The organism is Nocardioides acrostichi (genome assembly GCF_015319165.1).
Taxonomy (GTDB): domain Bacteria; phylum Actinomycetota; class Actinomycetes; order Propionibacteriales; family Nocardioidaceae; genus Nocardioides; species Nocardioides acrostichi.
The window spans coordinates 432,132-458,384 of the sequence record NZ_JADIVZ010000002.1; the positions used below are offsets into that span (position 1 = coordinate 432,132).

Genomic DNA, 26,253 nt, shown 5'->3' on the forward strand with positions numbered 1-26,253 from the left:
CGCAGGAGAGACGTCATGAAGATCGCCATCGTGGGTGCCGGATTCGCCGGCATCTCCTCAGCCAAGGTGCTCACGGAGCTCGGTCACGACGTGACCGTCTACGAGAAGACCCCCGACATCGGCGGCGTGTGGAGCACGACGCGCCGCTACCCGGGCCTGAAGACCCAGAACAACAAGGGCACCTACTGTCTCTCGGACCTGAAGATGCCCGGCGACTACCCCGAGTGGCCCAGTGGCGAGCAGGTCGCGGCCTACCTGGCCTCGTACGCCGAGAAGTTCGGGCTCACCGACAAGATCCGCCTCGACACCGAGGTCACGATCGCCGAGCCTGCTGCCGGCGGCGGCTGGAGCGTGGTCACGGCCCTCGGCGCCGAGCACGTCGACCACCTGGTGCTGGCCAGTGGCATCTTCTCGCGACCGTTCGTGCCGCCGGTCGAGGGCATCGAGGAGTTCGAGCAGGCGGGTGGGCAGTACCTGCCGGCGAGCGAGTTCCACAGCCTCGAGCAAGTGCGCGGCAAGCACACCGTCGTACTCGGCTACGGCAAGTCCGCGTGCGACATCACCGTCGAGATCGCCAAGCAGGCCGCCTCCACCACCGTCGTGGCGCGCGAGCTGCTGTGGAAGATGCCGCGCAAGATCAAGGGCGTCCTCAACTACAAGTACCTCATGCTCACGCGGATGGGCGAGGGGTTGTTCCGCTACCGTGCGCTCAACGGGGCGGAGAGGCTGCTGCACGCGAACGACTCCAAGATCGCTTCGGGGATGCTCGGCAGCGTCGAGGGCGTGACCACCAAGCAGCTCGGTCTGCAGGATCTCGACCTCGTGCCCCAGGGCACGTTCTCCGACATCGCCAAGTCGACGGTGTCGCTGGCCACCGAGGGCTTCTTCGAGGGAGTGGCGTCCAAGCGGATCACCGTGCACCGCGACACCGTGATCAGCCGGTTCGTGGAGAAGGACGGCGCACCCCACGCCGAGCTCGCGAACGGCGAGGTGATCCGGGCCGACGTCGTCATCGCCGCGACCGGCTGGACCCAGGACATCCCGTTCCTCCCCGCCGAGGTGCTCGAGAAGCTGCTCGACGCCAACGGCGACTTCCTGCTCTACCGGCAGATCCACCCGATCCAGGTGCCCGACCTCAGCTTCGCCGGCTACAACTCGTCGTTCTTCTCGCCGCTCTCGGCGGAGGTCTCCGCGCTCTGGATCGGCTCGTTCCTCGGCGGCCACCACACCCCGCCCCCGACCGAGGAGATGCTCCGTCAGACTCGGGAGCGCCTGGCCTGGATGCGCGAGCGCACCGGCGGCATGCACGCGCGCGGCACCAACATCATCCCGTTCTCGATGCACAACGTCGACGAGGTGCTGGGCGACATCGGCCTCGACGTGCCCCGGCGCACCAAGGCCAAGCAGTGGCTGCTCCCGGTCAAGCCGGCCGACTACCGCCGGCTGACGCCGAAGCTGGCCAAGCGCCTCGCCGCCGCGCGATGAGCGGCAGCTTCGACGTCGTCGTCGTGGGGGCCGGCGTCAACGGCCTCGTCGCGGCGGCCGAGCTGGCCGGGGCCGGACGCCGGGTGGCACTGGTCGACGAGCGCGATCGGCTCGGTGGCTTCATCGCCTCCGACGAGCTCACCGTGCCGGGCTTCGTGCACGACACCTTCAGCTCCTGGCACCCGCTGTTTTGTGCGGGCGGCGCCTACGCCGATCTGGGGGCCGATCTGCATCGGCACGGGCTGGTGTACCGCAACGCCGAGGGTCCGGTCACCGCCTCGATCGGCGAGGGCGGTGTCGTGGTGGCCGACCGCAGCGCCGAGAAGACCGCCGCCGGCTTCGGGTCGGCGGCCGACCGGCAGGCCTACGTCGACATGCTCGCGCAGTTGGGTGAGTGGGCTCCGCATGTGTTCGGCGCCCTCGGAACCGAACTCGACACCCGCGGACTGGCTCGGCTCGGGATCTCCGCGCTGCGTGACCTGGGTCGCGCGGGGCTCACCGAGCTGATGCGGGTCTCGGCCCAGAGCGGGCGCGGCCTGACCCGCGAACGATTCGCGGGCAGCGAGGTCGACCAGCTGTGGGCGCCCTGGCTGCTGCACGCCGGACTCGCGCCCGACCAGGCCACCGGCGGTCTGATGCTGCCGGTGATGGCGTTCACCATGCACGAGATCGGGCTGCCGGTCGTCGAGGGCGGCGCCGCGAACTTCGTGGCCGCCTTCGAGCTGCTGCTCCAAGAGCGCGGCGTCGAGGTGCTGTTGGGCGCCCGGGCCGAGCGCATCGAGATGAGCGCGGGCCGCCCCGTCGCAGTGCACCTCGGGCATCGACGTCTGGCCACCTCCGCGGTGCTGGCCTCGACCTCGACCCGGGTGCTCTACGAGGAGTTGCTGTCGGGCCACCCCGCGGTCGCCGAGACCGGTCGCCGTGCCGTGGCCCGGCACCGCCCCGGCCGGGCTGCGGCCCAGATCCACCTGGCGCTCGACCGTCCGCTGAGCTGGCGCGACGAGCGGCTCGACGCCGTGCCGTTGGTGCATGTGAGCGAGGGTTCGAGCAGCACCGCCGTCGCGTGCGCCCAGGCCGAGGCCGGACTGCTGCCCGCCGAGCCCACGGTCGTCGTCGGGCAGCAGTGCCTGCTCGACCCGACGCGCGCTCCGCACGGGAGGGCCACGCTGTGGCTGCAGTTGCAAGAGCTGCCCTGGAGGCCGCGCGGTGACGCCGCCGGCGAGCTCGACGTCAGCTCGGGCTGGACGCCGGAGCTCGCCGACGCGTACGCCGACCGGGTGCTGGCCCGGGTCGAGCGCTTCGCTCCCGGGCTGCGCGAGTCGGTGATGGCGCGCCGCGTGATCAGCCCGACCGGCCTCCGTGACGCCAACGCCAACGCCGTCGAGGGCGACCCCTACGGCGGTGCGGCCGAGCTCGACCAGTCCCTGCTGTGGCGTCCCGGTGCCGACACCGGCCACCGCACGGCCGTGCCCGGCGTGTTCCACATCGGCGCCTTCACCCACCCCGGCCCGGGCCTCGGCGGCGGCTCCGGACACCTCGTCGCCCAGACCCTCCTCGCTCCCACCGCGGGGGTGCGGCTGGCGAACGGCGTGCGCGGGCTGCTGTCCTCGCGCGTGGCCACCCGCCTGGGCCGTCGCTGACGCCGGCGGCCGGCACGGGTCGGCGGTGAGCCCGGGCGTATCCGCTGCCCGATGGCGTGGCCCCCGGCGCACGCGGTCGCCGTGGAGCGCCTCGGGTGGGCCGCCCGGGTGCCGGTCAGTCGCCGGGACGCACGAGCCGCTCGTCGGGGATCACGGCCACGCCGAGGATCTCGATCAGCGCCTCCGGTTGCCAGAGCCCGCTCGTGCCGATGCCGGCCATGGAGGGGTAGACGGGCCCGGCCAGTTCGCGCCAGGCGTCCCCAATCTCGCGGCCGTGCGCCTGGTAGTCGGGGATGTCGGTGAGGTAGATGGTGATCGAGGTCAGATCCTCGGGCACTCCGCCCGCCTCGCGCAGCGTGGTGAGCACGTTGGCGAAGGCCTGACGGAACTGCTCGACGATGCCTCCCGGAACGATCCGCATGTCGCGGTCGAGGGCCGTCTGGCCGCCGAGATAGAGCGTGTTGCCACTCAGGGTGCCGTGGGAGTAGCCGCTCGGGGTGGGCAGCGAGGCCGGGTTGACAGTCACCGGGGCGAGGTCGTTGGTCATGCGACCGACCGTATCGCATCTATTGACAAACAAGCAACGATCGTGAACAGAATGAAATATGATTCCGAAGCGTGAGCTCCCGTTCGCCGCCCCCGGCAAGGTCATCTGCTGCGGGCTGAACTACGGCGACCACATCGTGGAGACCGGTCGCCAGCGACCGGAGTTCCCCACTCTCTTCGCCAAGTACGCCGACACGCTGATCGGCCCCGATGACGACATCGAGCTGCCGCGAGGTCTCGAGGTCGATTGGGAGGCCGAGTTGGCCGTCGTCGTCGGCGCCGAGCTGCGGCGGGCCACCCGCGAACAGGCCCGCGAGTGCATCGGCGGCTACACCGTGGCCAATGACATCTCCGTGCGGGACTGGCAACGCCGCACCCTCCAGTGGTTCCAGGGCAAGGCCTGGGACGCCACCACGCCGGTGGGACCGGTCGTCGTGGGCCCTCACGACCTCGATCCGGAGGCCGGTGTGGAGGTGATCTGCCGGGTCAACGGCGTCGAGCGCCAGCGCGGCAACACCGCAACCCTGGTCTTCGACGCCCCCGCGCTGCTGGCCTACATCTCCACCTTCACCGTGCTGCGCCCGGGCGACCTGGTGCTCACCGGCACCCCCGGCGGCGTCGGCATGGCCGCGACCCCGCCCACCTACCTGGCCGACGGCGACGTCGTCGAGACCGAGATCTCCGGCATCGGCACGCTGCGCAACGCCGTCCGCCTCGTCTGAACCCGTACTGGAACCAAGGAGCCACCCGATGGACCCCAACACCGACTACCAGCTCGAGGGTGACCCCTCGGCCTACGCGCTCGAGAACGGCTTGGTCGTACCGGTCGTGACCCGTGGCGGCCACGAGCCCGATCTGACCGGCCAGAGCGAAGGCGCCACCCGCATCAGCGGCGTCAGCATCCAGCACACGCCGGCCACCAGGCTGTGGTTCGGCAAGGTGCACAACCTCGCCGGCTATCGCTCCGTGCCGCACCACCACGGTGAGGCCGAGACCGGAGGCTACGTGCTCTCCGGCCGCGCCCGCATCTACTTCGGCGAGGCCTTCGCCGACTACATCGACATGTCGGAGGGCGACTGGGTGTTCGTGCCTCCGTTCATGCCTCACGTCGAGTGCAACCTCGATCGCAACAACCCGCTCACCTGGATGACCACGCGCACGCCCGAGAACATCGTGGTGAACCTGCCCCAGGTGGCCGACGCCGACCTGCGCGACTGGGCCGAGCGCCCGTGAACGCGACCTCCGCGATCGTCACCGACTCGATCACCCTCGCGCCGACGACGCCCGACCTCTTCGACGAGGCCTTCACCGCCGTCACCCAGCCCTGCCCGTGGCCCAAGGCCTACGGCGGCGACATGGTCGCGCAGGCGCTCGCCGCTGCGATGCGCACCGTGCGCGACGGGAAGCAGGCGCACGCGATGCACTCGCTCTTCATGCGCCCCGTCGACATCGGGCGCGAGGTGCGCTACGAGGTCGAGGCGCTGCGCGACGGCCGCGGCTACGGCACGCGGCAGGTGCGCGGCATCCAGAACGGCAAGGCCGTCTACGCCTGCCTGGTGAACTTCGCGGCCGGTGCGCCGGGGGGCAGCTTCCAGGTGACGATGCCCGACGTCCCCGCCCCTGAGACGCTGCCGACCTCGCAGGCCTCCCTCGCCGGACGCTCCGGCGGCACGATGACGCCGGAGTCCCACGCCTACTGGTCGCACGGGCGCGGCTTCGACATGCGCCACGTCGAGGGGCCGGTCTACCTCGAGGTCGAGGGTGGCCGGAAGCCGCACCAAGCACTCTGGGTCCGGCCCTACGACCCGCTGCGCACCGTCGCCGGCCTCACCGAGGAGCAGCGTGACCTCGCAGCGCTCGCCTACGTCTGCGACTACACCATCCTCGAACCGGCACTACGGGTGCTCGGCCTGGCCTGGGCCGACGAGGGGCTGGTCACGGCGAGCCTCGACCACGCGATGTGGTTCCACCGTCCGGTGCCGCTCGACGGCTGGCTGCTGTACGCCCAGGAGGCGGTCTCGGTCGAGAACGGGCGGGGCACCGGAGCGGGCCGCTTCTTCACCCCGGACGGCGTGCTCGTCGCATCGGTCGTCCAAGAAGGCATGATCCGGGCCGCCGAGGCCCCCGTCTCGCAAGGAGCATCGTCATGAGGATCGCGATCTGTGGCGGCGGCCCGGGAGGGCTGTACTTCGCTGCGCTGATGAAGTCGCTCGACCCCGGTCACGACGTCACGGTGTGGGAGCGCAACGCCCCGGACGACACCTTCGGGTTCGGCGTGGTGTTCTCCGACGAGACCCTGGGCAGCATCGAGGGCGCCGACCCGGTCATCCACGAGCGGATGGAGCAGCGCTTCGCCCGTTGGACCGACATCGACGTCGACTTCGACGGCACGCCGTTCACCATCGGGGGTCAGGGCTTCGCGGCCATGGCGCGCAAGGAGCTCCTGGCGATCATGCAGCAGCGAGTCGCCGAGCTCGGCGTCACCGTGCACTACTGCACCGAGGCGCCGGACCCCGACACGCTACGCGCGGAGTTCGACCTCGTCGTCGCCGCCGACGGGGTGAACTCGGTCATCCGCACCGCGTACGCCGACTCCTTCGGGCCCGACCTCGATCGGCGCCCCAACAAGTACATCTGGTTCGGCACCGATCTGGTCTTCGAGGCGTTCCAGTTCTTCGTGAAGCAGACCCAGTGGGGCACCATGCAGATCCACGGGTATCCCTTCTCGGACGTCGGTTCGACGTTCATCGTCGAGATGCACGAGGACGTGTGGCGGCGAGCGGGACTCGACGCCACGCAGAACGAGGATCTGCCCCCGGGCACGTCCGACGCCTACGCGGTCGAGCGGATCGCCGAGATCTTCGCCGACGAGCTGGGCGGGCACGAGATCCTCACCAACAACTCCAAGTGGCTGAACTTCCACACCGTGCGCAACCGCACCTGGCACGACGGCAACGTGGTGCTGCTCGGCGACGCCGCCCACACCGCGCACTTCTCCATCGGCTCCGGCACCAAGCTGGCCATGGAGGACGCGCTCGCGCTCGCGGCCTGCCTGCACGAGCACTCCGGCGTCGAGACCGCGCTCGCTGCCTACGAGGAGGAGCGCAAGCCGGTGGTCGAGTCGACTCAGCGGGCTGCCCAGGCCTCGCTGGAGTGGTTCGAGAACATCGGCATGTACGCCGCGCAGGATCCCGCCCAGTTCGTCTTCAACCTGCTCACCCGGTCGCGACGCATCACCTTCGCCAACCTCGAGGAACGCGATCCCGAGTTCGCGCACCGGATGCAGGCCGAGTTCGCTCGTCACGAGGGCTCGACCGACGACGCCCCGGCGATGTTCCAGCCGGTGCGCATCGGCGACCTGGAACTGAAGAACCGCGTCGTGCTCTCCCCCATGGACATGTACTCCGCGGTCGACGGCGTCCCGGGCGAGTTCCACCTGGTGCACCTGGGCGGCAAGGCACTCGGCGGCGCCGGGCTGGTGATGACAGAGATGACGTGCGTGTCGCCCGAAGGCCGCATCACGCCCGGCTGCCCCGGACTGTGGACCGATGAGCAGCGCGACGCCTGGCGCCGCGTCACCGACTTCGTGCACGCGCGCAGCGGCGCCAAGGTCGGCGTCCAACTCGGTCACTCGGGGCGCAAGGGTTCGACCAAGCTGATGTGGGAGGGCATCGACGAGCCGCTCGACGACGCGAACTGGGAGGTGATCGGGCCCTCCGCACTGCCGTACGGTCCGGGCTGCCATCTGCCGCGCGAGGCCACGCGCGCCGACCTCGACACCGTCGTCGCCGACTTCGTCGCCGCTGCCCACCGGGCGGTCGAGGCGGGCTTCGACCTGATCGAGGTGCACGCCGCTCACGGCTACCTGCTCAGCTCCTTCCTCTCGCCGGTGGCGAATCGCCGCACCGATGTCTACGGAGGCAGCCTGGAGAACCGGTTGAGGTTCCCGATCGAGGTGTTCACCGCGGTGCGCGAGGCGGTGCCTGCACGGATTCCGGTCACGGTGCGCATCTCGGCCGTCGACTGGATGCCGGACGGCAACACCGACGACGACGCGGTCGAGATCGCTCGCGCGTTCATCGCGGCGGGCGCCGCGGCGATCGACGTGTCGTCGGGTCAGGTGAGCAAGGACGAGAGGCCGGCGTACGGGCGTTCCTACCAGACGCCGTTCGCCGACAAGATCCGACAACAGGTCGCGGGGCCGGCCGGGGTCAAGGTGATCGCCGTCGGCGCCATCTCCTCCTTCGACGACGTCAACTCGATCCTCCTGGCGGGGCGCGCGGATCTCTGTGCACTCGGTCGCAGCCACCTCTACGACCCGAGTTGGACCCTGCACGCCGCGGCGGAGCAGGACTACGCCGGCGACGCGGCGGGCTGGCCGGAGCAGTGGGCCGGCGGTAGCCGGCGTCCGCCCAGCTCACGCACCGACAAGGTTCCGCCGCGGTTGCAGCTGCTGCGTCAGGGCGAGCTCGACCGGGTGCATCTGCGGTGGACGCCGTCCTCGGCCGCCACGGCGTGAGGCACGCATGAGCGGGCAGCGCTGCAGCGGGGTGCACCGCACGCAGATGCAGTGGATCGATACCGACGCCTCCGGGATCTACCACAACAGCACGGTGATCCGCCTCGTGGAGGCCGCGGAAGCGCAGCTGATGACGGCCCGGGGCGTGCGCGGCTTCACGCCGTGCGCGCCCCGGGCGCACTACGAGGTCGACTTCGAGACGCCCCTGGTCTTCGGCCAGGCCGTGGAGACGACCGTGTGGCTCGACCGCGTCGGCGCCACCTCGATGGGGTTCTCCTTCGAGGTGTGGGGCGAGCCGTACGACGACCGCCTGCGGCGACGGGCCGCGTTCGGTCGCTACGTCGCGGTGCATGTCGGCGCCGACGCCGACCCGGGTGCTCTGTCGGCGGTACCGTGGCCGGCGGCATGGGTCGAGGCGCTCACAGCGCCGGCGTGAGGGCACAATGCCGAGCGTGAGCTCACGGCCGGCACCGCAACCGCGCACCACCGTGGTGTCGTTCCTGGGTGCGGTGGTGCGTCCGCTCGGGGGGTGGATGCCGATCGCCGGCGCCGTCGACCTGCTCGGCGAGGCCGGGCTCGACGCTGCCAGCGTCCGCACGGCGGTGTTCCGGCTGAAGAAGAACGGCTGGCTGGCATCGGACTCGCGCGGAGGTGCTCGCGGCTACACGCTGACCGAGTCCGCGACGACGACCCTGGCCGCGGGCGACGAGGTGATCTGGCACGCGCGCAAGCCGGCCGACCTCGCTGACGGCTGGTGCGTCGTGCACTTCAGCGTGCCCGAGACCCTGCGCTCGCGTCGCCATCAGCTGCGCTCCCACCTGGCCACGCTCGGCTTCGGCAACGCCGGCACCGCGCTGTGGATGGCTCCGGCGCGCATGCACGACGTCGCGCAGCGCGCGGTGGCCGAACTCGACCTCAGCGAGTACGCCGCGATCTTCTGCGGTGACTACCGGGGGCCGCAGGATCTCCAGACCCTGTTGCGGGGAGCCTGGGATCTCGACGCCATCGATCGTGGCTACCGCGAGTTCATCGACAGCTCGCGGATCGACGAGCACCACCGCCCGAAGGGCGCGGCCGCGTTCACCGCCTACGTCGAGCTGCTCGATCGCTGGCGCAAGCTGCCCTTCCGCGACCCCGGCCTGCCGCGCGAGGTGCTCCCCGAGGAGTGGTCGGGCCCCGAGGCGATCGCCCTCTTCGGGCGAGAGGTGGCCAAGCTCGAGAAGCCCGCCCTCGAGCACGCGGCGGCGCACTGGCCCGAGTGACCCGGTGCGCCGCCGCTGCTTGGGGGAGTGGGCCGGGGCCCCGCCCAGGTCAGGACATCGAGGCGCGCAGCCCCTTGGCCTCCAGGCGTGGCATCACTTCCTGAGCGAAGTACTCCAGCTCGCCCACGTAGTCGACGAAGGCCATGGTGATGCCGCCGAAGCCGGCCCGGGCGAACCGCTCGATCTCGTCGGCGACGTCGTCCGGGGAGCCGATGATCGGGCAGGTGCCGTGGCCGGCTGCGAACCGGCTGCGGAAGGTGGCCAGCATCTCGGGACTGAAGGACTGCGAGTGCAGTCCCTGCAGGCGCATCAGGTTGTCGACGGCCTCCCAGTCGGCGTTGTCGTCGGCGTAGTAGGTGAGGTACTCCTCGGCCTCCGTCCTGGTCGGGCGGCACACGACGTGGGTCGGGGTGAGCACCCCCGCCCGACGACCGAGGCGGGCCGAGTGCGTCTCGAGGTCGGTGACCACGGCGGCACCCTCGTCGGGTCCGGAGACGATCGTGAAGACGAAGTCGGCGTTGCGGGCGGCGTACTCCTTGCCCTGCGGGCTCGACCCGGCGTTGAGGATGGGCAGGCGACCATGCGTCGGCTTCGGCTCGGCCTCGACGCCGTGGAGATCCCAGTGGCTGCCGGGCAGGTCGTAGCGACCCTCTCTCGACCACAGGTGCTGCACGACGTCGACCCACTCCTGGGCGAGGGCGTAGCGCGAGTCGTGATCCTGGGGCAGGTCCACACCCATCGCGAGGTACTCGGGCTGGTTCCAGCCGGCCACGACGTTGAGACCGACGCGCCCCGGTGCCACCTGGTCGACGGTCGCGAGCTGCTTGGCCGTCACGACCGGGTGGTTGAAGGCGGTGTGCACGGTTGCGAACGCATTGAGTCGCTGCGTGTTCGCCACGATGGCGGTAGCCCACGGCACCGGTTCGAGCACCCCCTCGTGGAAGTTGGTGCTGCCCCCGTAGCCGATCCATCGAGCGATCGGCAGCATGAAGTCGATGCCGACCGTGTCGGCGAGCCGGGCCAGGCGCAGGTTGTCCTCCCACGAGCCCGACCAGCGTTCCGGGATGGTCGTGACGGCCAGGCCGCCGGAGCAGTTCGACGAGAAGAGCCCCAGCAAGAATTGCTCCGACTCGAGGATGGGAATGCCCACGGTTGTCTCCTAGATGTTCAGCGTTGCAGGACGATGGGAGTGGCCTCGCTCGTGTCGAGGGACATGACCTCGCCGACGAGATAGGTGTGGTCGCCGGCGGTGAGTCGGTGCTGCACGCGGCACGTCAGGCGCAGCGGCACCTCGGCCTCGAGCAGCGGGACGCCGTCGGGTCCGGTCCGCCATCCGTCGTCGAACCGTCTCTCGACGGGCCCACAGAACCTGGAGAGGAGGGTGCCGTGGTCCTCGGCGAGCACGTGCACGACGTACGCCTCGGCGGTCAGCCAGTCCTCGAGGTGGCTGGAGCGGTGATCGAGGCACCAACCGACCAGGGGCGGTCGCAGCGAGGTGGCGTGAAAGCTGTTGACGGTCTTGCCGAGCAGGCGCCCGTTGCTGCATGAGGTGACGACGGCAGCCCCGGTGGGCCACCGCGCCATCTGCGTGCGCAGCGTGGCGCCCAGGTCTCTCGGATCTTCGTGCATGGCCGGGAGCCTGCTTCGCCGCGGAAGAGCGCGCTATCCGCTGGCGGAGGTCACTGTCCCGCGAACGATGCTTATTTCATTCCTGATGCGATCGTTCCATACTCGCTGTGATAGGAGGTGGTGTCCATGGCCCGCACGGCCACTCCGCTCAGCTCGCACCGCGTGCTCCACACGACCAGTGTCGACGAAGCGCGCCACTCGGTGGGTTCCTCGCTCGCCCCACATCGGCTGACGCCGACGCGCGGCACCGCAGGCTTCCGTGCGCGTCATCACGCCGTTGCCCTGGAGGCCGTGAGTCTGCACTTCATCGACTACGGGTGCGAGGTCGACGTCGACACAGACGGCCTCGCCTTCGGCCTGGTCCAGATCCCGCTCGCGGGCTCGACGGCAGTCTTCTCGGGCGCTCGCTCGGTGTGCGTCGACCCGAACCGAGCCGTGTTCACCGAGCCCGGATCCCCGCTACGAATGCGCTACTCCACCGACAACCCGCGGCTCATGGTGCGAGTTCCAGGCGACCTGCTGGAGAGCCGCCGGGCACGGGCCGCCGAGCGCGGCGTCAGCGTCCCGCGTCGAGCGGGCGCCTCGGTCGACCTCACGCGCGGCGTCGGCCGCTCGTGGCGCGCTCTGCTCGAGGTCGTCACCATCGACCTCGAGGACAGCCAGCCGCTCGGGTCCGTCTCCTCGGCCGCGAGCTCGTTGCAGCTCGCCCTCGTCGACGGACTCCTCGCCTGCCTGGTCGGACCGTCGGCGTCGGAGCCGCCATCGGTCCGGCCGGCCGCCCGGAGGCGGGTGGAGCGTGCTGCCGGTCTGCTGCGCGAGCGCTGCGAGGAGTCATGGACCACCGTCGGTCTCGCCGAGGAGGTCGGACTCACCGTGCGGGCCCTCCAAGCGGGGTTTCGCGACCGCTACGAGTGCTCGCCCACGGCCTACCTGCGGCGAGCCCGACTCGAACGGGTGCGGTTGGAGCTGCGCGGCGGCGTCGCGGCGTCGGTCACCGACGTGGCCATGCGCTGGGGGCTGACCCATCTCGGACGGCTCTCGGTCGACTACCGCGCCGCTTTCGGAGAGAGCCCGAGCGAGACGCTGCGTGCTGCGCGAGGGTGGTGAGCGCAATCCGGATGAGCCGCGCGCTTAGCGGATAGAGGCGCCGGTGGCGGCCGACCTACCGTCCTCAGATCAGCTGCGCGACAGCGTCGCCCACCGCAGTCAGCCTCCGCGAGCGCCCCGCGCGCCTGCCCGCCCTCGAAAGGCCGCCGCCATGTCCGTCATCGACACCCTGCTCGCAAGCCTCGGCAGTGGTGAGGTCGAGATCGTCGACCTGACCGCTCCGCTCTCGCCCTCGACCCCGATCCTGCAGCTGCCCGAGCCCTTCGCGAACACGATCCCGATGTCGCTGGAGACCGTCAGCGACTTCGACGACGCAGGGCCCGCCTGGGGTTGGAACAACATCCACACCGGCGAGCACACCGGCACCCATCTCGACGCGCCCGTGCACTGGGTCAGTGGGCGCGAGGGCTACTCGGTCGACCAGATCCCGCCCGACCGCCTGGTGGGCCCGGCTGTGGTGCTCGACTTCACCGCGGAGGCGACCGAGAACCCGGACTTCGTGCTGGAGCCCGAGCACCTCGATGCCTACGTCGCCGAGCACGGTCCCCTGCCCGAGGGAGCCTGGCTGGTCTTCAAGACCGGGTGGAGCCGGTTCAACGCCGATGCCGCGGCCTTCGCCAACGCCGACGAGAGCGGTCCGCACACCCCTGGTGTCTCTCCGGCGGGTGCCCAGTGGCTGGCGGCCTCCCCGATCACCGGTTTCGCCGTCGAGACCGTCGGCGTCGACGCCGGCCAGGCCGGCGGCATGGAGCCCGCCTTCCCGGTGCACTACTTCCTGCTCGGTGCCAACAAGTTCGGTCTGACCCAGCTGCAGAACCTCGACAGACTGCCGGCCACCGGTGCGCTGATCGTCGCCTCGCCGCTGCCGATCGTCGGCGGCACCGGGTCGCCGTCCCGCGTGCTCGCGATCGTGCCCGCCTGACCCTTCCGACGTCGCACACGAGGAGAAACGATGGCTGAGCGCTCGTTCGCCCACGAGGTGAAGAAGCTGCGCGAGGGGGCCGGCACCACCTTCGCCGGCGAAGGCATCCTGGCCGTGACCAAGGCGCTGCTCCAATCGGGGGTCGCCTACGTGGGCGGCTACCAGGGCGCGCCGATCTCGCACCTCATGGACGTGCTGGGTGACGCCCACGAGATCCTCGAGGAGCTCGACGTCTACTTCGAGAACAGTGCCTCCGAGGCGACGGCGGCGGCGATGATGGCGGCCTCGGTGAACTATCCGCTGCGAGGCGCGATCACCTTCAAGTCCACGGTCGGCACCAACGTGGCTGCCGATGCGTTGGCCAACCTCGCCAGCGGTGGGGTGCGCGGCGGCGCGCTGGTCATCGTCGGCGAGGACTACGGCGAGGGCTCGAGCATCATGCAGGAGCGCTCGCACGCCTTCGCCATGAAGTCGCAGATGTGGCTGCTGGACCCCCGCCCCAACGTCGAGGCCATCGTGAACGCCGTCGAGGCCGGCTTCGAGCTCTCCGAGGCCAGCAACACGCCGGTGATGCTCCAGCTGCGACTGCGCTCGTGCCATCTCTACGGTTCGTTCACGGCCAAGGACAACGTGCGCCCGCCGATGACGGTCAAGGACGCCGTCGAGAACCCCTCTCGACAGCTCGACCGCATCGTGTTGCCGCCCGCGAGCTTCCTGCACGAGAAGGAGAAGCTCGAGGATCGCTGGCCCGCAGCGGTCGAGTTCATCCGCAGCCGAGGGCTCAACGAGGTGATCGGTGCCGGCACCGCCGACGTCGGGATCATCGTGCAGGGTGGGGTCTACAACACGCTCAACCGCGCGATGGAGCTGCTCGGCTGCTCGGACGCGTTCGGCAACACCACCGTGCCGACCTACGTCATGAACGTGACCTACCCCGTCGTCGACTCCGAGATCCTCGACTTCGTCGCCGACAAGCGCGCGGTGCTGCTGGTCGAGGAGGGCCAGCCCGACTACATCGAGCAGAGTCTCAACACCATTCTCCGCCGCGCCGGCTCCGAGGTGATCCTGCACGGCAAGGACCTGCTGCCGGTGGGCGGGGAGTACACCGCCGCCGCGGTGACCAGGGGGCTGCACGCGTTCTTGAGCAAGCACCTGCCGGCCGCGGTGTCGGCCAAGCCGTCGCTGTTGCTGCCGAAGACCGACCCGGCGAGCCCGTTCGCACCGCGCGTCGACGCCGAGGTCGTGCGGGCGCGTCCGCCGGGTCTGTGCACCGGCTGCCCGGAACGGCCGATCTTCTCGGCGCTCAAGCTGGCCGAGAAGCAGACCGGCAAGCAGCACCATGTGAGTGCCGACATCGGCTGCCACCTCTTCGCCATCAACGAGCCGTTCAACCTCGGCGCCACCACCATGGGATACGGGCTCGGCTCGGCGGGAGCGGCCGCCCTCAACTCCAAGGACGCCGACCGCCGCACCGTCGCGGTGATGGGCGACGGCGGTTTCTGGCACAACGGACTGACCAGTGGCGTCGGCAACGCGGTGTTCAACCAGAGCGACCAGATGCTCGTGGTCGTCGACAACGCCTACAGCGCCGCCACCGGTGGCCAAGACGTGCTGTCCTCGCGCGCCGACAGCCAGTTGCGCTCGACCAAGCACCCCATCGAGCGAGCCGTGCGTGGCATCGGCGTCACCTGGGCGAAGACGATCGCGAACACCTACGACATCGCCAAGCTGAGGGACGTGTTCGTCGACGCCCTCACGACTCCCAGCTCGGGGCCGAAGGTCGTGGTGGCACAGAGCGAGTGCATGCTCAATAAGGAGCGGCGTGAGAAGCCGCTGCGCAAGCAGGCGATGCAGAGCGGGAAACGGGTCGTCAAGGAGCGCTTCGGGGTCGACGCCGAGACCTGCACCGGCGACCACGCCTGCATCCGGGTGTCCGGCTGCCCCTCGCTCAGCGTCAAGCCCAACCCCGACCCGATGCGCACCGACCCGGTGGCCACGGTGCTCGACTCCTGCGTCGGCTGTGGGGTGTGCGGAGCGAACGCGCACGCGGCGTCCTTGTGTCCGTCGTTCTACCGCAGCGACCTGGTGCACAACCCGAGCTGGCGCGACAAGACGCTCGCCCGGCTGCGACGTGCGTGGATCGGTCTGATGTCGGCCGGCGTGGAGCGCCGGGCGGCCCGCTACGAGATGGTCGAGGAGCTCGCATGAGCAGCTGGCAGGAGGGCCGGCGGCCCCTGACGATCGCGATTCTGGCGATGGGCGGCGAAGGCGGCGGGGTGCTCGCCGACTGGATCGTCGCCGTCGGCGAGCAAGCTGGCTACTACGCCCAGACGACATCGGTCGCGGGCGTCGCGCAACGAACCGGTGCCACCGTCTACTACGTCGAGCTCTACCCCGGCGGCGGGCGCCCGGCGCGCGCCGGGGATGCTCGCCGCCAGCCGGTGCTCAGCCTCTTCCCCGCGCCGGGAGAGGTCGACGTGGTGATCGCCTCGGAGCTGATGGAGGCGGGTCGCGCGATCCAGCGCGGTTTCGCCACGCCCGACCGCACCACGCTCATCGCCTCCACGAACCGCGTGTACTCGATGGACGAGAAGCTCGCCCTGGGCGATGGTCGGGTCGACAGCAACACACTGCTCGCGGCGGCCCACGCTGCCGGCCGACGCTTCATCGGCGCCGACTTCATGCAACTGGCCCTCGAAGCCGGGAGCGTCGTCAGCGCCGCACTCTTCGGGGCGCTGGCGGGGTCGGGTGCGCTGCCGTTCGAGCGGGAGCCCTTCGAGGACGCGATCCGTGCCTCGGGCAAGGGCGTCGAGGCGTCACTGCGCGCGTTCGCCGCGGGATTCGAGGCCGCCCGGCAACCGGCGCCGAAGCCGATCGAGCCGGCGCCCGCGGGAGCGGGGCCGGTACCCGTGACCATCAGCCGTCGTCGTCCGGTCGACGCGGCCGAGGAGGCCGCCGAGCAGGCGGAGCGCCGCCGCGAGGAGGTGGCCGCGAGTCAGCCGACTGCCCTGGTGGGCCCGCAACTGCACGGCCGGGCCACGCTCGTGGCCGAGCGCTTCCCGGCGCCGGCCCGGTCGATGCTGCTGCACGGGGTGGTGCGCACGGCGGTCTACCAGAACCCGGCCTACACCGACCGCTACCTCGAACGGGTGGAGCGCCTCGCCGCCGTCGACACCGGGGCCGACAACCGGCTGACGCGCGAGGCGGCTCGGCACGTGGCGTTGTGGATGTGCTACCAGGACACCATCCAGGTGGCGCTGCAGAAGATCCGCCGCAAGCGACTCGACGGCGTCCGTGCCGAGGCCAAGGCGGCGCCGGGGCAGCTGATGAACGTGCGCGAGTACCTGCACCCCCAGGTCGAGGAGATCGCCGACACCCTGCCCACCCGGCTGGGCCGCTGGGTCGCAGACTCCGCCTGGTTCGGCCGTCTGGTGGGCAGACTCACCCGCAACGGCATGATCGTCAACACCACCGGCATCATCGGCTTCACCATGCTGTGGGCGATGGCGATGTTCCGCCCGCTGCGACCGCGCTCGTACCGGTTCGCCCGCGAGCAGGCCGCCATCGACGCCTGGCTCGACCGGGCCGTCGCCGTCGCGCCGGTCGACTACGACCTGGCATGCGAGATCGTCGAGACCCACAGGGTGCTCAAGGGATACGGCGAGACGCACCAGCACAGCGTCGAGAGCTTCACCAAGCTCATGGACGCCGCCGACGCGCTCGTCGGGGAGGCGGAGGCCGCAGCCACCCTGGCGCGCTTGCGTCAGGCAGCCCTGGCCGACGAGGACGGCAGCACACTCACTCGGGAGCTGGCCGCGCTGACGCTCGCCGCGTGACGCGGCGCCTGGTGCAGTTGCTGGTCGGTGTCGGCCTCTACGGGGTCTCGATCGGCCTGCTGGTGCGCAGCACGTGGGGACTGAGCCCCTGGGACGTCCTCCCCGCCGGGCTGCAGCGACACACGAGCATGTCGTTCGGGGAGGTCGTGATCGTGGTCGGTCTCGCCGTCCTCCTGCTGTGGATCCCGCTGCGCCAGCGACCGGGCGTAGCCACGCTGGTCAACGTGATCTGCGTCGGGGGGTGCATCGACGCCACGCTGCGCGTCCTCCCGCCGACGGAGTCGCCGGCGCTGAAGGCCGCCCTGCTCGCCGGGGGAGTGCTGCTCAACGGGTTTGCGGGTGCGCTCTACCTCGGCGCACGCCTGGGCTCGTCCGCGCGCGACGGGTTGATGACGGGGTTGGCTCGCCGGACGAGCTGGTCGCTCCGAGCGATCCGGACCGGTATCGAGCTGACGGCGCTGGGGGTGGGGATCGCTCTGGGTGGCGCGTTCGGCGTCGGCACCGTGGTGTACGCGCTCTCGATCGGCCCGCTGGTGCAGTGGTTCCTGCCCTGGTGCCAGGCGCCCCTTCGGCAGGCCGCCCCGCCGCCGGGTGTCACCTGAGTGGCCTGGCCGGGCTCTCCAGGCGCGGTGCCGCGCCGATCGGGGCTCGCCCGAAGGGGGACACCCGCGCGGGCGGTGGGCCGACGGGTCGCGCGACCTAGCGTCGGGGTATGACCACCAAGATCGCGTTCCTGACCGCCAACGAGGGCATCGAGCAGGCTGAGCTGGTCGAGCCCTGGCAAGCCGTGAGCGACGCCGGCCTCGAGCCGGTGCTCATCGCGCCCGAGGCCGGCGAGGTGCAGATGTTCGAGCACCTCGACAAGGCCGAGACCCGCACCGTCGACGTCACCGTCGCCGACGCGCGCATCGAGGAATACGCCGCGGTCGTGCTGCCCGGCGGCGTCGCGAACCCCGACGCCCTGCGCACCGACTCCGCCGCGGTCGAGTTCATCTCGGCCGCCGTGGCCGCCGGGATTCCCGTCGCCGCCATCTGCCACGCACCGTGGACGCTCGTGGAGGCCGACGTCGTGCGGGGCCGCACGCTCACGTCGTGGCCGAGCCTCCAGACCGACATCCGCAACGCCGGCGGGGAGTGGGTGGACGAGAAGGTCGTCACCGACGGCAACCTCATCACCAGCCGCAACCCCGACGACATCCCGGCGTTCAACTCCGCCCTGCTCGAGGCCGTGCAGCACGGCGCCGCCGGCACGGACTGACCTCCGACTCTCCAGGACGGTGACCCGAAGACCCCCGCCGGCGGCGGGGGTCTTCGTGCGTCACCGGCCTCAGGCGGAGGCCGTGCGGAGCTTCTCGAGCAGGGGTGCGGCCGCCTCGGCCAGGAACCGGTCTTGGGTCTGGTCTCCGATCTGCACCAGGGCGATGTCGGTGAAGCCGGCTTCCCAGAAGGCGGAGACAGCCTCGACGATCGCGTCGAGGTCGGGACCGCACGGGATGTTCGCCGCCACGTCGTCTGGGGTCACGAACTGGGTGGCGCCCGCGAAGCCGGCGGGCGTGGGCAGGTCGGCGTTGACCGACCACCCTCCGGCGAACCAGCGGAACTGGTCGTGGGCGATACGCCGTGCCTCGTCGGCGTCGGGGTGCCAGCAGATCGGGATCTGCCCCACAGCGCGGGCGGAGTCGCCGATGGTGCCGGCGCCCTCGACGCCGTTCCACGCCGTCACGAGGTCGGCCTGCGGCTCGACCGCGATGAGGTGGTCGGCGAGCGGTGCGAACGTCTCGACCGAGCGTCCGCCCGACACGGCGACCCCGATGGGCATCCCCTGCTCGGGCACGTCCCACACGCGGGCGGAGTCGACCTGGAAGTGCTCGCCCCTGTGGTCGACGAGGTCTCCGGTATGCAGGCGCCGGATGATCTCGATCGCCTCGGCGAGCATGCCCTGCCGGTCCTGCACACCCGGCCAGCCGCGGCCGACCACGTGCTCGTTGAGGCTCTCCCCGCTGCCGAGCCCGAGAGTGAACCGTCCCTCGGCCAGGATCTGCAGCGTCGCCGCCTTCTGCGCGACGACCGCGGGGTGGTAGCGGATGGTCGGGCAGGTCACGTACGTCATCAGCTCGACGCGCTCGGTGGCCTGCGCGACGGCGCCCAGCGTCGTCCACGCGTACGGCGCGTGACCCTGCTCGGTGAGCCAGGGAGAGTAGTGGTCGCTGCTCACCAGCAGGTCGAAACCGACCCGCTCGGCGTCTTGGGCGTAGCGCACGAGCTCGCGCGGCCCGCTCTGCTCGGTCATGAGGGTGTAGCCGAAGTTCGTCATGACCTCAGCGAACCTCGCGATGTCCGCGCGCCGTACGCCCGCTCGGGTTCGCCCGAAGGGGTCGTGCGGGGCCGGGCCGTCGCGACGCGGGGAGGGGCGGACGCGCCCATCGCCGAGAGCCCTGCCGACGCGACCGCGCCACTGGCTGCGCTCAGAAGTCCTCGTGGCTCTCGTGGCCGTCGGGGCGCCCCGTGTGACGTCGCAGGTGGAACCGGCGGGTCAACCGGATGGCGGGTCGGGCCAGCAGCTGCGCCGAGCCGACGATGAACAGCCAGGTGCCGGCGTAGGTGGTGCTCGCCCTCAGGAAGAGGATGCTGCCGACCAGGAACCACAGCGCCACCAGCAGGTCGTTGGCCGTGCTGAGGGTCTCGTACCGGCCCCGCAGCACGAGCTCGCGGCGGCCGGGCAGGTTCAGATCGAGGTCGCGGCTCACCGTCGCGAGGCCAGCCAGGCCAGGGCGTTCAGGCCGCCCCAGGCCAGGGCGACGCCGACCGCCTTGCGGCGCGCCTGCCCATCGAGCACCGAGCCGAGCACGGCGGCGTCACCCAGGTCGAGCGCGATCCGGATGCCGTGCGCGGCCCGCGCCGCGCCGGGAGGTCCGGCCAGGGTCACGGTGCTGACGGCGAGGTCGCGCACGCCGAACACGCGGGCGACGGTGTCCCACACGTCGTCCTCCGAGCCGATCGCGCGACGCAGATGAGCCGGCTGAGCGAGGGCGTACGCGCCGTAGGACGCCGTGGCGGCGGCCATCAGGCGCAGGGGCAGGGGGGTGGCGTCGCGATGGGAGGTCATGTCGACGAGTCAACGCAGCGTTCGCCTCGTGGCCCAGGTCCGGAGGGGTGGCGACCCGGAGGCCGCGCACCTGCCCGGTCAGGCGGCGTTCACGATCTCGCGTGCCTCCTCCTCGGTCTCGGCGGCGGGAGCAGAGCCCCACATGCGCTCACCGCGAGGCTCCTTGAGGAACATCAGGGACACCGCTCCGACGAGGCCGGCGATGATGAGGTAGTAGGCGGGCCAGTTCAGGTCGCCGGTGAGCCCGACCAGCGACCCGACGACGAACGAGGTCGTGCCGGCGAACAGCGAGACCGCGACGTTGAACGACACCGAGAGCCCGGCCCCGCGCACGTCGGTCGGGAACAGCGAAGGCAGCGTCGAGGGCATCGTGGAGCTGAAGCAGATCAGCGCTATCCCCATGATGAGCAGGCCCAGGAAGACCGACCACATGCTCTGGGCCCGGATGAGCAGCACCATCGGGAAGGCCAGCACGATGAGCATCGCGGTGCCGGTCCACGCGATCGGCTTGCGGCCGATGCGGTCCGAGAGCATCCCGAGCAGCGGGATGGAGACCAGGGCGATGACCATGACGCCGATCTGCAGCCACTGCGAGGCCGAGGCGCTGATACCGCTGCCGTCGCCCTTCTTGATGGTGTCGGTGAGGTAGGTCGGCATGTAGGAGGTGAGCATGTAGTTGGTGACGTTCCAGACGATCACGAGGCCCATGCACACCAGTACGAACGGGTAGAGGCGCGCCAGGCGCTTGGTCTCGCCGCCGGCGTTGCGCTCCTTGTGCTGCGCCTCGCGTTGGTCGGCCTGCTTCTCCAGAGCCGCATAGGCGGGGGTGTCGGCGAGCCGGGTGCGCAGGTAGACGCCGACCATGCCGAGCGGCAGGGCGACGAAGAACGGCAGTCGCCAGCCCCAGGAGAGCAGCTGTTGTTGGCTGAGAGTGGCGTCGGCCAGGGTCACGAGCAAGGCGCCGAGCAGGTAGCCGACGAAGGTGCCGAACTCCAGCCAGCTGCCGAGGAAACCGCGCTTGCGGTCGGGGGCGTACTCGGCGATGAAGGTCATCGCGTTGCCGTACTCGCCGCCGGTGGAGAAGCCCTGGAGCAGCCGGGCCAGCAGCAGCAGCATGGGCGCCCAGAGGCCGATGCTCGCCTTCGACGGGATGCATCCGATGAGGAACGTGCCCAGTGCCATCATGATCATCGTCGTGGCCAGCACGCGGTTGCGACCGATCCGGTCGGCCAGGGGGCCGAAGAACATGCCGCCGAACGGTCGCACGAGGAACGCGACGGCGAACAGCCCGAAGGTGGCGATCGTGCCGACGGTGTCGTCGAGACCGGAGAAGAAGACCTTCTTGATCGTCGGCTCGAAGTACGCGTAGACGCCGAAGTCGTACCACTCGGTGATGTTGCCGACCGCCGCTGCGCCGATGGCCCGCCGGATCACTCCGGGCTCGGTCACGACGATGTCGTCGAGCTCGTAGCTCGTGGCGTCGTCGACCGGTTCGAGCACCTTCACCATTCTCAGCAGCCTCGTCTCGTCTCGGGGTGTGGTTGCCGCAGGCAACCGGAACCCCAGCACCCTGCCGGGCACGGGCGGCGACGGGTACACCCCCGCGGGAGGGTCAGCGGGCGCGTCGTGACCGGCGGTGATCTGCGCCGGCCGCAGGTGGTGACGAGTGGCGCGTCATCGGGTGGAGGTGTCCAGCCCGTCGTCCGGCCCCTCGGGGTCGTCGCGGCTCGGCTCCCGGAACCCCGTGACGACGTACTGGAAGCCCTTGTGTCGCTGCGAGCGCACGTAGCCGGCGTACGCGCGCTTGTCGCCGGGGGTGAGCGCGACGTCGTCGGAGAAGGGCGTCAGCAGTGCACGCGGCCACAGCCGCCGGGTGAGGACCACGTTCAGCTCCAGGCCCAGCACCAGGGCCAGGGCGGCCAGGTAGGTGACGGCGATCAGGCCCAGCACCAGCCCGAAGGTCTGGTTCATGGCGGAGGCCTGCGCGGCGGCGTGTTGGGCGATGAGGGTGGCGGCGACCTGGATTCCCTGCCACAAGACGGTCACGACGACGGCCCCGGGCATGCTGCGACGCAGCGGACGGCGGCGCCCCTCGGCCAGCCAGAGGATGGCGGTCAGCAGCAGGGCCATGACGACGACGCCCGCGAGGGGCGCGCCGAGACCGAGCAGGGGGCCGGTCCAGCCGAAGAGCACCGGCAGCACCACCGGCACCGACGAGAGGACCAGCAGAGCGAGCCCGGCGGTGATGAGCAGCACGAGGCTGCGCAGCCGCAGCAGCAGGGGGTTGGGGCGGCTGTTGCGCGGCACCGCCCAGACCGTGTTCACAGCGTTCTGGAGTGCGGTGCCGAGCCCCAGAGAGCCGTAGAGGGCGGCCAGCGATCCGATCAGCAGCGCGGTGGGGGATCCGCGTAGACCCTCGGGTCGGCCGAGCTGGTCACCGACGACCGGGAAGTCGCGGATCGCCGAGTCGAGGATCCTCCCCTGCAGCGAGGGGTCACCCTGGAGCACGAATCCGAGCACCGTGGTCGCGAGCAGCAGCATGGGCACGACCGAGACGAACCCGTAGTAGGTGATCATGACCGCCAGGTAGCCCCCTTGGTCGTCGAAGAACTTGTAGACGACGGCGACGGGCAGGCCGATCACCGGGTGCCGGCGTTGGAAGGCGTCGATCCTCCCGATCCCCGTGTCGGGCGTGGTGGTGTCGGTGCTGCTCACCACCGAGCGTTACCCAGCCTCCGCCGGTCGCAACCGTGGCGCCTCTCACGTCGGGTGCCACCCGCGCGAACCCTGATCTCTCCCCGCACCTCGCCTCCGGTTGCCGCCCCGCGGCCGGTCCTGGCGCTCCCGGGAACCGCGGCGCCCCCTCACACGTTGGACCCGACGACACCGACTCGGTGCCCGACCCAGGAGCCGCCCGCACCATGCCCGACGACGGACGACGCTCGTCCCGCCGCCCCCTTGCTCGACGTCTCGCACGAACTCTTCGGAGGCACCCCTCATGTGGGTGCTGACGCTGCTGCTGGGGCTGCTGGTGATCCTGGCCATCACGGCGGCGACCGGCTACTTCGTGGCCCAGGAGTTCGCGTACATGTCCGCGGACCGTTCCCGCCTCGCGGCCATGGCCGCAGACGGCGACCGAGGCGCCGCGCGTGCGCTCGACATCACCCGGCGCACGTCCTTCATGCTCTCGGGTGCGCAGCTCGGCATCACCGTCACGGCCCTCCTCGTGGGCTACGCCGCCGAACCCCTCGTGGGTGCGGCCATCGGGACGGCGCTCGGTGGGGTCGGCGTGCCCACCGCCGTCGGCGTGACGATCGGCACGATGGCAGCACTCGTGGTCTCGACGGGCGTGCAGATGGTGCTCGGCGAGCTGTTCCCCAAGAACCTGGCGATCGCCCGGCCCGAGCGGCTGGCCATCGCCCTGGCCAGGTCGACGCAGCTCTACCTGCGACTGTTCGGCTGGCTCATCGCCTTCTTCGACCGCGCCTCGGAGCGGCTCCTGCGGGCCGTGGGGATGGAGCCCGTGCACGATGTCGAGCACGCTGTGACCCGCGACGACCTCGGGGCCATCGTGAGCGACTCGCGCGCCTCGGGTGACCTGGCGCCCGACCTCTCGCTGCTGCTGGACCGCCTCGTCGAGTTCCCCGACCGCGACGTCGCCCACGCCATGGTGCCGCGAGCGCGGGTCGGCGTCGTGACGACGGACCTGACGCTGGCAGAGCTGTGGGAGACCACCAGTCGCGACGCGCACTCGCGGCATCCGGTGCTCGACGTCAGCGGCGACGTGGTCGGCGTCGTCGACCTGCTCGACGTGCTCGACCGGCTGGAGGCGCAGGGCACCCCGGACGGTTCCGCAGCCGCTCGCGTCAGCGAGGTCATGCGCCCGCCACTGCTGGTGCCGGCTTCCATGCGCCTGCCCGACGCCCTGACGACGCTGCTGGACGCCACCTCGCCACTGGCGTGCGTGCTCGACGAGCACGGCGAGCTGGCTGGCGTCGTCACGGTGGAGGATCTCGCCGAGGAGCTGGTGGGGGAGATAGACGACGAGCACGACCCGGTCTCCCACCTCGATCCCGACGATCCCGATGCCCCTGGGGCGGTGGGTGAGGAGGTCGTGGAGTGGCGCTTGGCCGGCGCGCTGCCCCTCGACGAGGTGGCTCGCCGGATAGGACGCCCGCTCCCCGCGTGCTCGCAGGAGACCCTCGGTGGTCTCGTGGTGGCCGTGCTGGGCCGGCTCCCGGTGGAGGGCGACGCGGTGGCGGTCGAGCTGCCCTCGGGTCCGATGGCGTCCGAGCACACCCCGGTGACCCGCCTGCACCTGCAGGTGCTCGAGGTGCGTCGTCACGTCCCGGCGCTCGTGCTGGCCCGACTCGGCGAGGACACGGCATGAGTCCCGTGGTCGTGGGCGCCGTGACGGTCGCTCTCATCGTGCTCAGCGCCTTCTTCGTGGCCACGGAGTTCGCCGTGCTCGCCGCCCGTCGGCACCGGCTCGAGGCGCGGGCTGCGCACAGCGCGGGCGCCCGCGCCGCCGTGCGGTCGGTCGACGAGCTGACGATCGTGCTGGCGGCCTGCCAGCTCGGCATCACCGCGTGCGCCCTCGGCCTGGGTGCGGTCACCAAGCCCGCTCTCAAGTACGCCGTGACCCCGCTGCTCGACGCCACGGGTGCGCCGTCCTGGACGGTGGAGGTGGTCGCGTTCGCGGTGGCCATCGGCGTGGTCACGTTCCTGCACCTCGTCGTCGGTGAGATGGCGCCCAAGTCGTGGGCCATCGCGCATCCCGAGACGGCCGCCGTGCTGCTCGCGCCGCCGATGCGGGGCTTCATGGCGCTGACCCGACCCGTGCTGCGCGGGATGAACGCGGTGGCCAACGCCCTGCTGCGCCGGGTGGGGGTGGAGCCACGCGACACCGCGGCCGTCGGCCACTCCCCGGCCGACCTGAGGGCCCTGGTCCGGCACTCGGCCACGGTCGGCACCTTGGAGGCCGAGTTCTCCGCCCAGGTCGACGACGCTCTCGACCTCGACCGTCTCACCGTCGACGACCTCGACCTGGGCAGGGCGCCGACGGCCGTCGGCGCGACCGCGACCGTCTCGCAGGTGCGGGAGGCGGCTCGGCGCTCCCGGCACCTGCGCATCGTGCTGGTCGACGAGTCGGGTGCGGCCACCGGCATGGTGCACGTACGAGACACCCTGGACGCCGAGCCCGGCGCCGGGCTGGCCGACCTGCGTCAGGACGTGCTCACCGTGCCCGGCACGACCTCGCTGCGCGAGGCGCTGAGTCGGATGCAGCGCAGCCGGGTCCACCTGGGCGTGGTGCCGCGCGAGCGCGGCGGGTTCGTCGTCGTCACCCTCCACGACCTGCTGGCCCGAGCGCTGCCCGCCCCGACGCACTCCGAGGTGCCCCGGTAGCGAGGGGCGCGCCTGGCCGTCGTCGGGCCGTCCTCGTGCCGTCCTCGTGCCATGTGTTGCGCACCCGGCCAGACCACGCGGTCGTCTCGGCGAGGGCCCTGCGATGGTCGGTGGCGCATCAGGTACGCGAGTACGACTCCTGGTGGTCGACCAGTGCTTCGCCGTTCTCCCGAGCCCACAGGGTCAGCATCCGGATCGGCTCCTGCAGCGTCTCCCCGAGCGGGGTCAGCGCGTACTCCACCCGCGGGGGCGCCTCGGCGAACGCCTCACGGGTGACCAGACCGTTGGCCTGCAGCTTTCGGAGAGTCTCGGTGAGAACCTTGCGGGAGATGCCCCCGGTGAGGGTGACGAGTTCGCCGTGACGCTTGGGCCCCTCGCTGAGAGCGAACAGGACCACGACCGACCACTTGTGCGCGATGACCTCGATGGCCGTCCGGGCAGGGCAGTCGGCGAGGAACACGTTGCCAGCCTGGAGTGACTTCACTCCTCGAAGGTACCGGAGGTACCTATCGACTCCCTCGCGTCGCCGACACCCCCAGTGGCGGCGCCCGTCGCGCTTCTCTCACTCTTCCGCGAGGGGGCTGTGCCTCTGACTGTGCACACGCTCTCCGTCGATCCCGGGTTCGGACGGGGCCACCGCGGAAGTCGATAGGTACTGATCGGTACCTGAGGACTTCCTAACGTCGTTGTCATGGAACCGGGCGTCTTCTCCCTCACCGACATCACCGACATCACCGACATCACCGACATCACCGACGCGGCGACTGCGTCGACGCGTGTGGGTGGGCGTGGGTG

25 protein-coding genes are annotated in these 26,253 nt (G+C 70.9%); 16 read left to right on the forward strand and 9 right to left on the reverse strand.

The features are described 5' to 3' along the window. Nucleotides 1-15: 15 nt before the first annotated feature. Nucleotides 16-1,485, forward strand: coding sequence for a flavin-containing monooxygenase (locus tag ISG29_RS06915; RefSeq protein ID WP_194502632.1), 1,470 nt, complete (start codon nt 16-18; stop codon nt 1,483-1,485). Further along, entirely contained in the window at nt 1,482-3,125 is a 1,644-nt protein-coding gene (locus ISG29_RS06920) for a phytoene desaturase family protein (protein WP_194502633.1), read from the forward strand. The genes ISG29_RS06915 and ISG29_RS06920 overlap by 4 nt, the downstream gene beginning before the upstream one ends. Before the next feature lie 115 nt (nt 3,126-3,240). On the opposite strand, the gene ISG29_RS06925 is transcribed toward ISG29_RS06920, so the two are convergent. Beyond that, nucleotides 3,241-3,672, reverse strand: a complete 432-nt coding sequence (locus ISG29_RS06925) for a RidA family protein (RefSeq protein ID WP_194502634.1) — start codon at nt 3,670-3,672, stop codon at nt 3,241-3,243. Nucleotides 3,673-3,730: 58 nt separating this feature from the next. Between ISG29_RS06925 and ISG29_RS06930 the strand changes: the two genes are divergently transcribed. Genes ISG29_RS06930 through ISG29_RS06955 form a run of 6 tightly spaced genes read left to right on the forward strand, consistent with a single transcriptional unit; the run spans nt 3,731 to nt 9,452 of the window. After that, nucleotides 3,731-4,393: a fumarylacetoacetate hydrolase family protein gene (locus ISG29_RS06930; RefSeq protein WP_194502635.1), complete on the forward strand. Its 663-nt coding sequence runs from the start codon at nt 3,731-3,733 to the stop codon at nt 4,391-4,393. A gap of 28 nt (nt 4,394-4,421) precedes the next feature. Continuing rightward, complete coding sequence (locus ISG29_RS06935) at nt 4,422-4,904, forward strand: cupin domain-containing protein (RefSeq protein WP_194502636.1); 483 nt, start codon at nt 4,422-4,424, stop codon at nt 4,902-4,904. Beyond that, nucleotides 4,901-5,821 (forward strand): acyl-CoA thioesterase, encoded by a 921-nt coding sequence (locus ISG29_RS06940; RefSeq protein ID WP_194502637.1) that lies wholly within the window; start codon nt 4,901-4,903, stop codon nt 5,819-5,821. Before ISG29_RS06935 ends, ISG29_RS06940 begins: the two co-directional genes overlap by 4 nt. Continuing rightward, a complete protein-coding gene (locus ISG29_RS06945) occupies nt 5,818-8,190 on the forward strand; it encodes a bifunctional salicylyl-CoA 5-hydroxylase/oxidoreductase (RefSeq protein ID WP_194502638.1) in 2,373 nt (790 codons plus the stop codon). Before ISG29_RS06940 ends, ISG29_RS06945 begins: the two co-directional genes overlap by 4 nt. Before the next feature lie 7 nt (nt 8,191-8,197). Beyond that, nucleotides 8,198-8,626, forward strand: a complete 429-nt coding sequence (locus tag ISG29_RS06950) for an acyl-CoA thioesterase (protein ID WP_194502639.1) — start codon at nt 8,198-8,200, stop codon at nt 8,624-8,626. A 16-nt stretch (nt 8,627-8,642) separates the two neighbouring features. After that, a complete protein-coding gene (locus ISG29_RS06955) occupies nt 8,643-9,452 on the forward strand; it encodes a PaaX family transcriptional regulator (protein WP_328828284.1) in 810 nt (269 codons plus the stop codon). Between the two features lie 49 nt (nt 9,453-9,501). On the opposite strand, the gene ISG29_RS06960 is transcribed toward ISG29_RS06955, so the two are convergent. Both ISG29_RS06960 and ISG29_RS06965 read right to left on the reverse strand, forming a co-directional pair. Then, nucleotides 9,502-10,602, reverse strand: a complete 1,101-nt coding sequence (locus ISG29_RS06960) for an LLM class flavin-dependent oxidoreductase (RefSeq protein WP_194502641.1) — start codon at nt 10,600-10,602, stop codon at nt 9,502-9,504. Between the two features lie 17 nt (nt 10,603-10,619). Then, complete coding sequence (locus ISG29_RS06965; protein WP_194502642.1) at nt 10,620-11,081, reverse strand: flavin reductase family protein; 462 nt, start codon at nt 11,079-11,081, stop codon at nt 10,620-10,622. A 126-nt stretch (nt 11,082-11,207) separates the two neighbouring features. Here ISG29_RS06965 and ISG29_RS06970 point away from each other — a divergent pair, with 126 nt between their 5' ends. The 6 genes from ISG29_RS06970 (at nt 11,208) to ISG29_RS06995 (ending at nt 18,204) form a co-directional block, all read left to right on the forward strand. Next, nucleotides 11,208-12,188: an AraC family transcriptional regulator gene (locus ISG29_RS06970; protein WP_194502643.1), complete on the forward strand. Its 981-nt coding sequence runs from the start codon at nt 11,208-11,210 to the stop codon at nt 12,186-12,188. Between the two features lie 151 nt (nt 12,189-12,339). Further along, a complete protein-coding gene (locus ISG29_RS06975) occupies nt 12,340-13,110 on the forward strand; it encodes a cyclase family protein (protein WP_194502644.1) in 771 nt (256 codons plus the stop codon). A gap of 30 nt (nt 13,111-13,140) precedes the next feature. Beyond that, on the forward strand, nt 13,141-15,318 hold the full coding sequence (locus ISG29_RS06980) for a thiamine pyrophosphate-dependent enzyme (protein WP_194502645.1): 2,178 nt from the start codon (nt 13,141-13,143) through the stop codon (nt 15,316-15,318). Continuing rightward, nucleotides 15,315-16,946 carry an indolepyruvate oxidoreductase subunit beta family protein gene (locus ISG29_RS06985; RefSeq protein WP_194502646.1) on the forward strand — a complete coding sequence of 544 codons (1,632 nt, stop codon included), beginning with the start codon at nt 15,315-15,317 and terminating at the stop codon, nt 16,944-16,946. Before ISG29_RS06980 ends, ISG29_RS06985 begins: the two co-directional genes overlap by 4 nt. Beyond that, on the forward strand, nt 16,943-17,548 hold the full coding sequence (gene yczE, locus ISG29_RS06990; RefSeq protein WP_194502647.1) for a membrane protein YczE: 606 nt from the start codon (nt 16,943-16,945) through the stop codon (nt 17,546-17,548). Before ISG29_RS06985 ends, yczE begins: the two co-directional genes overlap by 4 nt. 110 nt (nt 17,549-17,658) lie before the next feature. Continuing rightward, nucleotides 17,659-18,204 carry a type 1 glutamine amidotransferase domain-containing protein gene (locus ISG29_RS06995; protein WP_194502648.1) on the forward strand — a complete coding sequence of 182 codons (546 nt, stop codon included), beginning with the start codon at nt 17,659-17,661 and terminating at the stop codon, nt 18,202-18,204. Nucleotides 18,205-18,273: 69 nt separating this feature from the next. Here the strand turns inward: ISG29_RS06995 and ISG29_RS07000 are convergent, their stop codons facing one another. The 5 genes from ISG29_RS07000 to ISG29_RS07020 all read right to left on the reverse strand — a co-directional run bounded on the left by ISG29_RS07000 (nt 18,274) and on the right by ISG29_RS07020 (nt 22,767). After that, entirely contained in the window at nt 18,274-19,260 is a 987-nt protein-coding gene (locus tag ISG29_RS07000) for an LLM class F420-dependent oxidoreductase (protein ID WP_194502649.1), read from the reverse strand. A 151-nt stretch (nt 19,261-19,411) separates the two neighbouring features. Then, entirely contained in the window at nt 19,412-19,693 is a 282-nt protein-coding gene (locus ISG29_RS07005; protein WP_328828291.1) for a YrhK family protein, read from the reverse strand. Further along, nucleotides 19,690-20,052 (reverse strand): hypothetical protein, encoded by a 363-nt coding sequence (locus tag ISG29_RS07010; RefSeq protein WP_194502650.1) that lies wholly within the window; start codon nt 20,050-20,052, stop codon nt 19,690-19,692. The genes ISG29_RS07005 and ISG29_RS07010 overlap by 4 nt, the downstream gene beginning before the upstream one ends. Nucleotides 20,053-20,130: 78 nt before the next feature. Beyond that, nucleotides 20,131-21,561, reverse strand: a complete 1,431-nt coding sequence (locus tag ISG29_RS07015) for an MFS transporter (protein ID WP_194502651.1) — start codon at nt 21,559-21,561, stop codon at nt 20,131-20,133. A 165-nt stretch (nt 21,562-21,726) separates the two neighbouring features. Then, nucleotides 21,727-22,767, reverse strand: a complete 1,041-nt coding sequence (locus ISG29_RS07020) for a YihY/virulence factor BrkB family protein (RefSeq protein ID WP_207792825.1) — start codon at nt 22,765-22,767, stop codon at nt 21,727-21,729. A 283-nt stretch (nt 22,768-23,050) separates the two neighbouring features. On the opposite strand from ISG29_RS07020, the gene ISG29_RS07025 reads away from it, so the two are divergent. Both ISG29_RS07025 and ISG29_RS07030 read left to right on the forward strand, forming a co-directional pair. Further along, entirely contained in the window at nt 23,051-24,442 is a 1,392-nt protein-coding gene (locus ISG29_RS07025; protein WP_194502652.1) for a hemolysin family protein, read from the forward strand. Beyond that, the gene (locus ISG29_RS07030; RefSeq protein ID WP_194502653.1) at nt 24,439-25,458 is read left to right on the forward strand and encodes a hemolysin family protein; all 1,020 of its coding nucleotides are present in this window, start codon (nt 24,439-24,441) and stop codon (nt 25,456-25,458) included. Before ISG29_RS07025 ends, ISG29_RS07030 begins: the two co-directional genes overlap by 4 nt. A gap of 118 nt (nt 25,459-25,576) precedes the next feature. On the opposite strand, the gene ISG29_RS07035 is transcribed toward ISG29_RS07030, so the two are convergent. Continuing rightward, on the reverse strand, nt 25,577-25,942 hold the full coding sequence (locus ISG29_RS07035) for a winged helix-turn-helix transcriptional regulator (protein ID WP_328828295.1): 366 nt from the start codon (nt 25,940-25,942) through the stop codon (nt 25,577-25,579). Nucleotides 25,943-26,253: the final 311 nt, after the last annotated feature.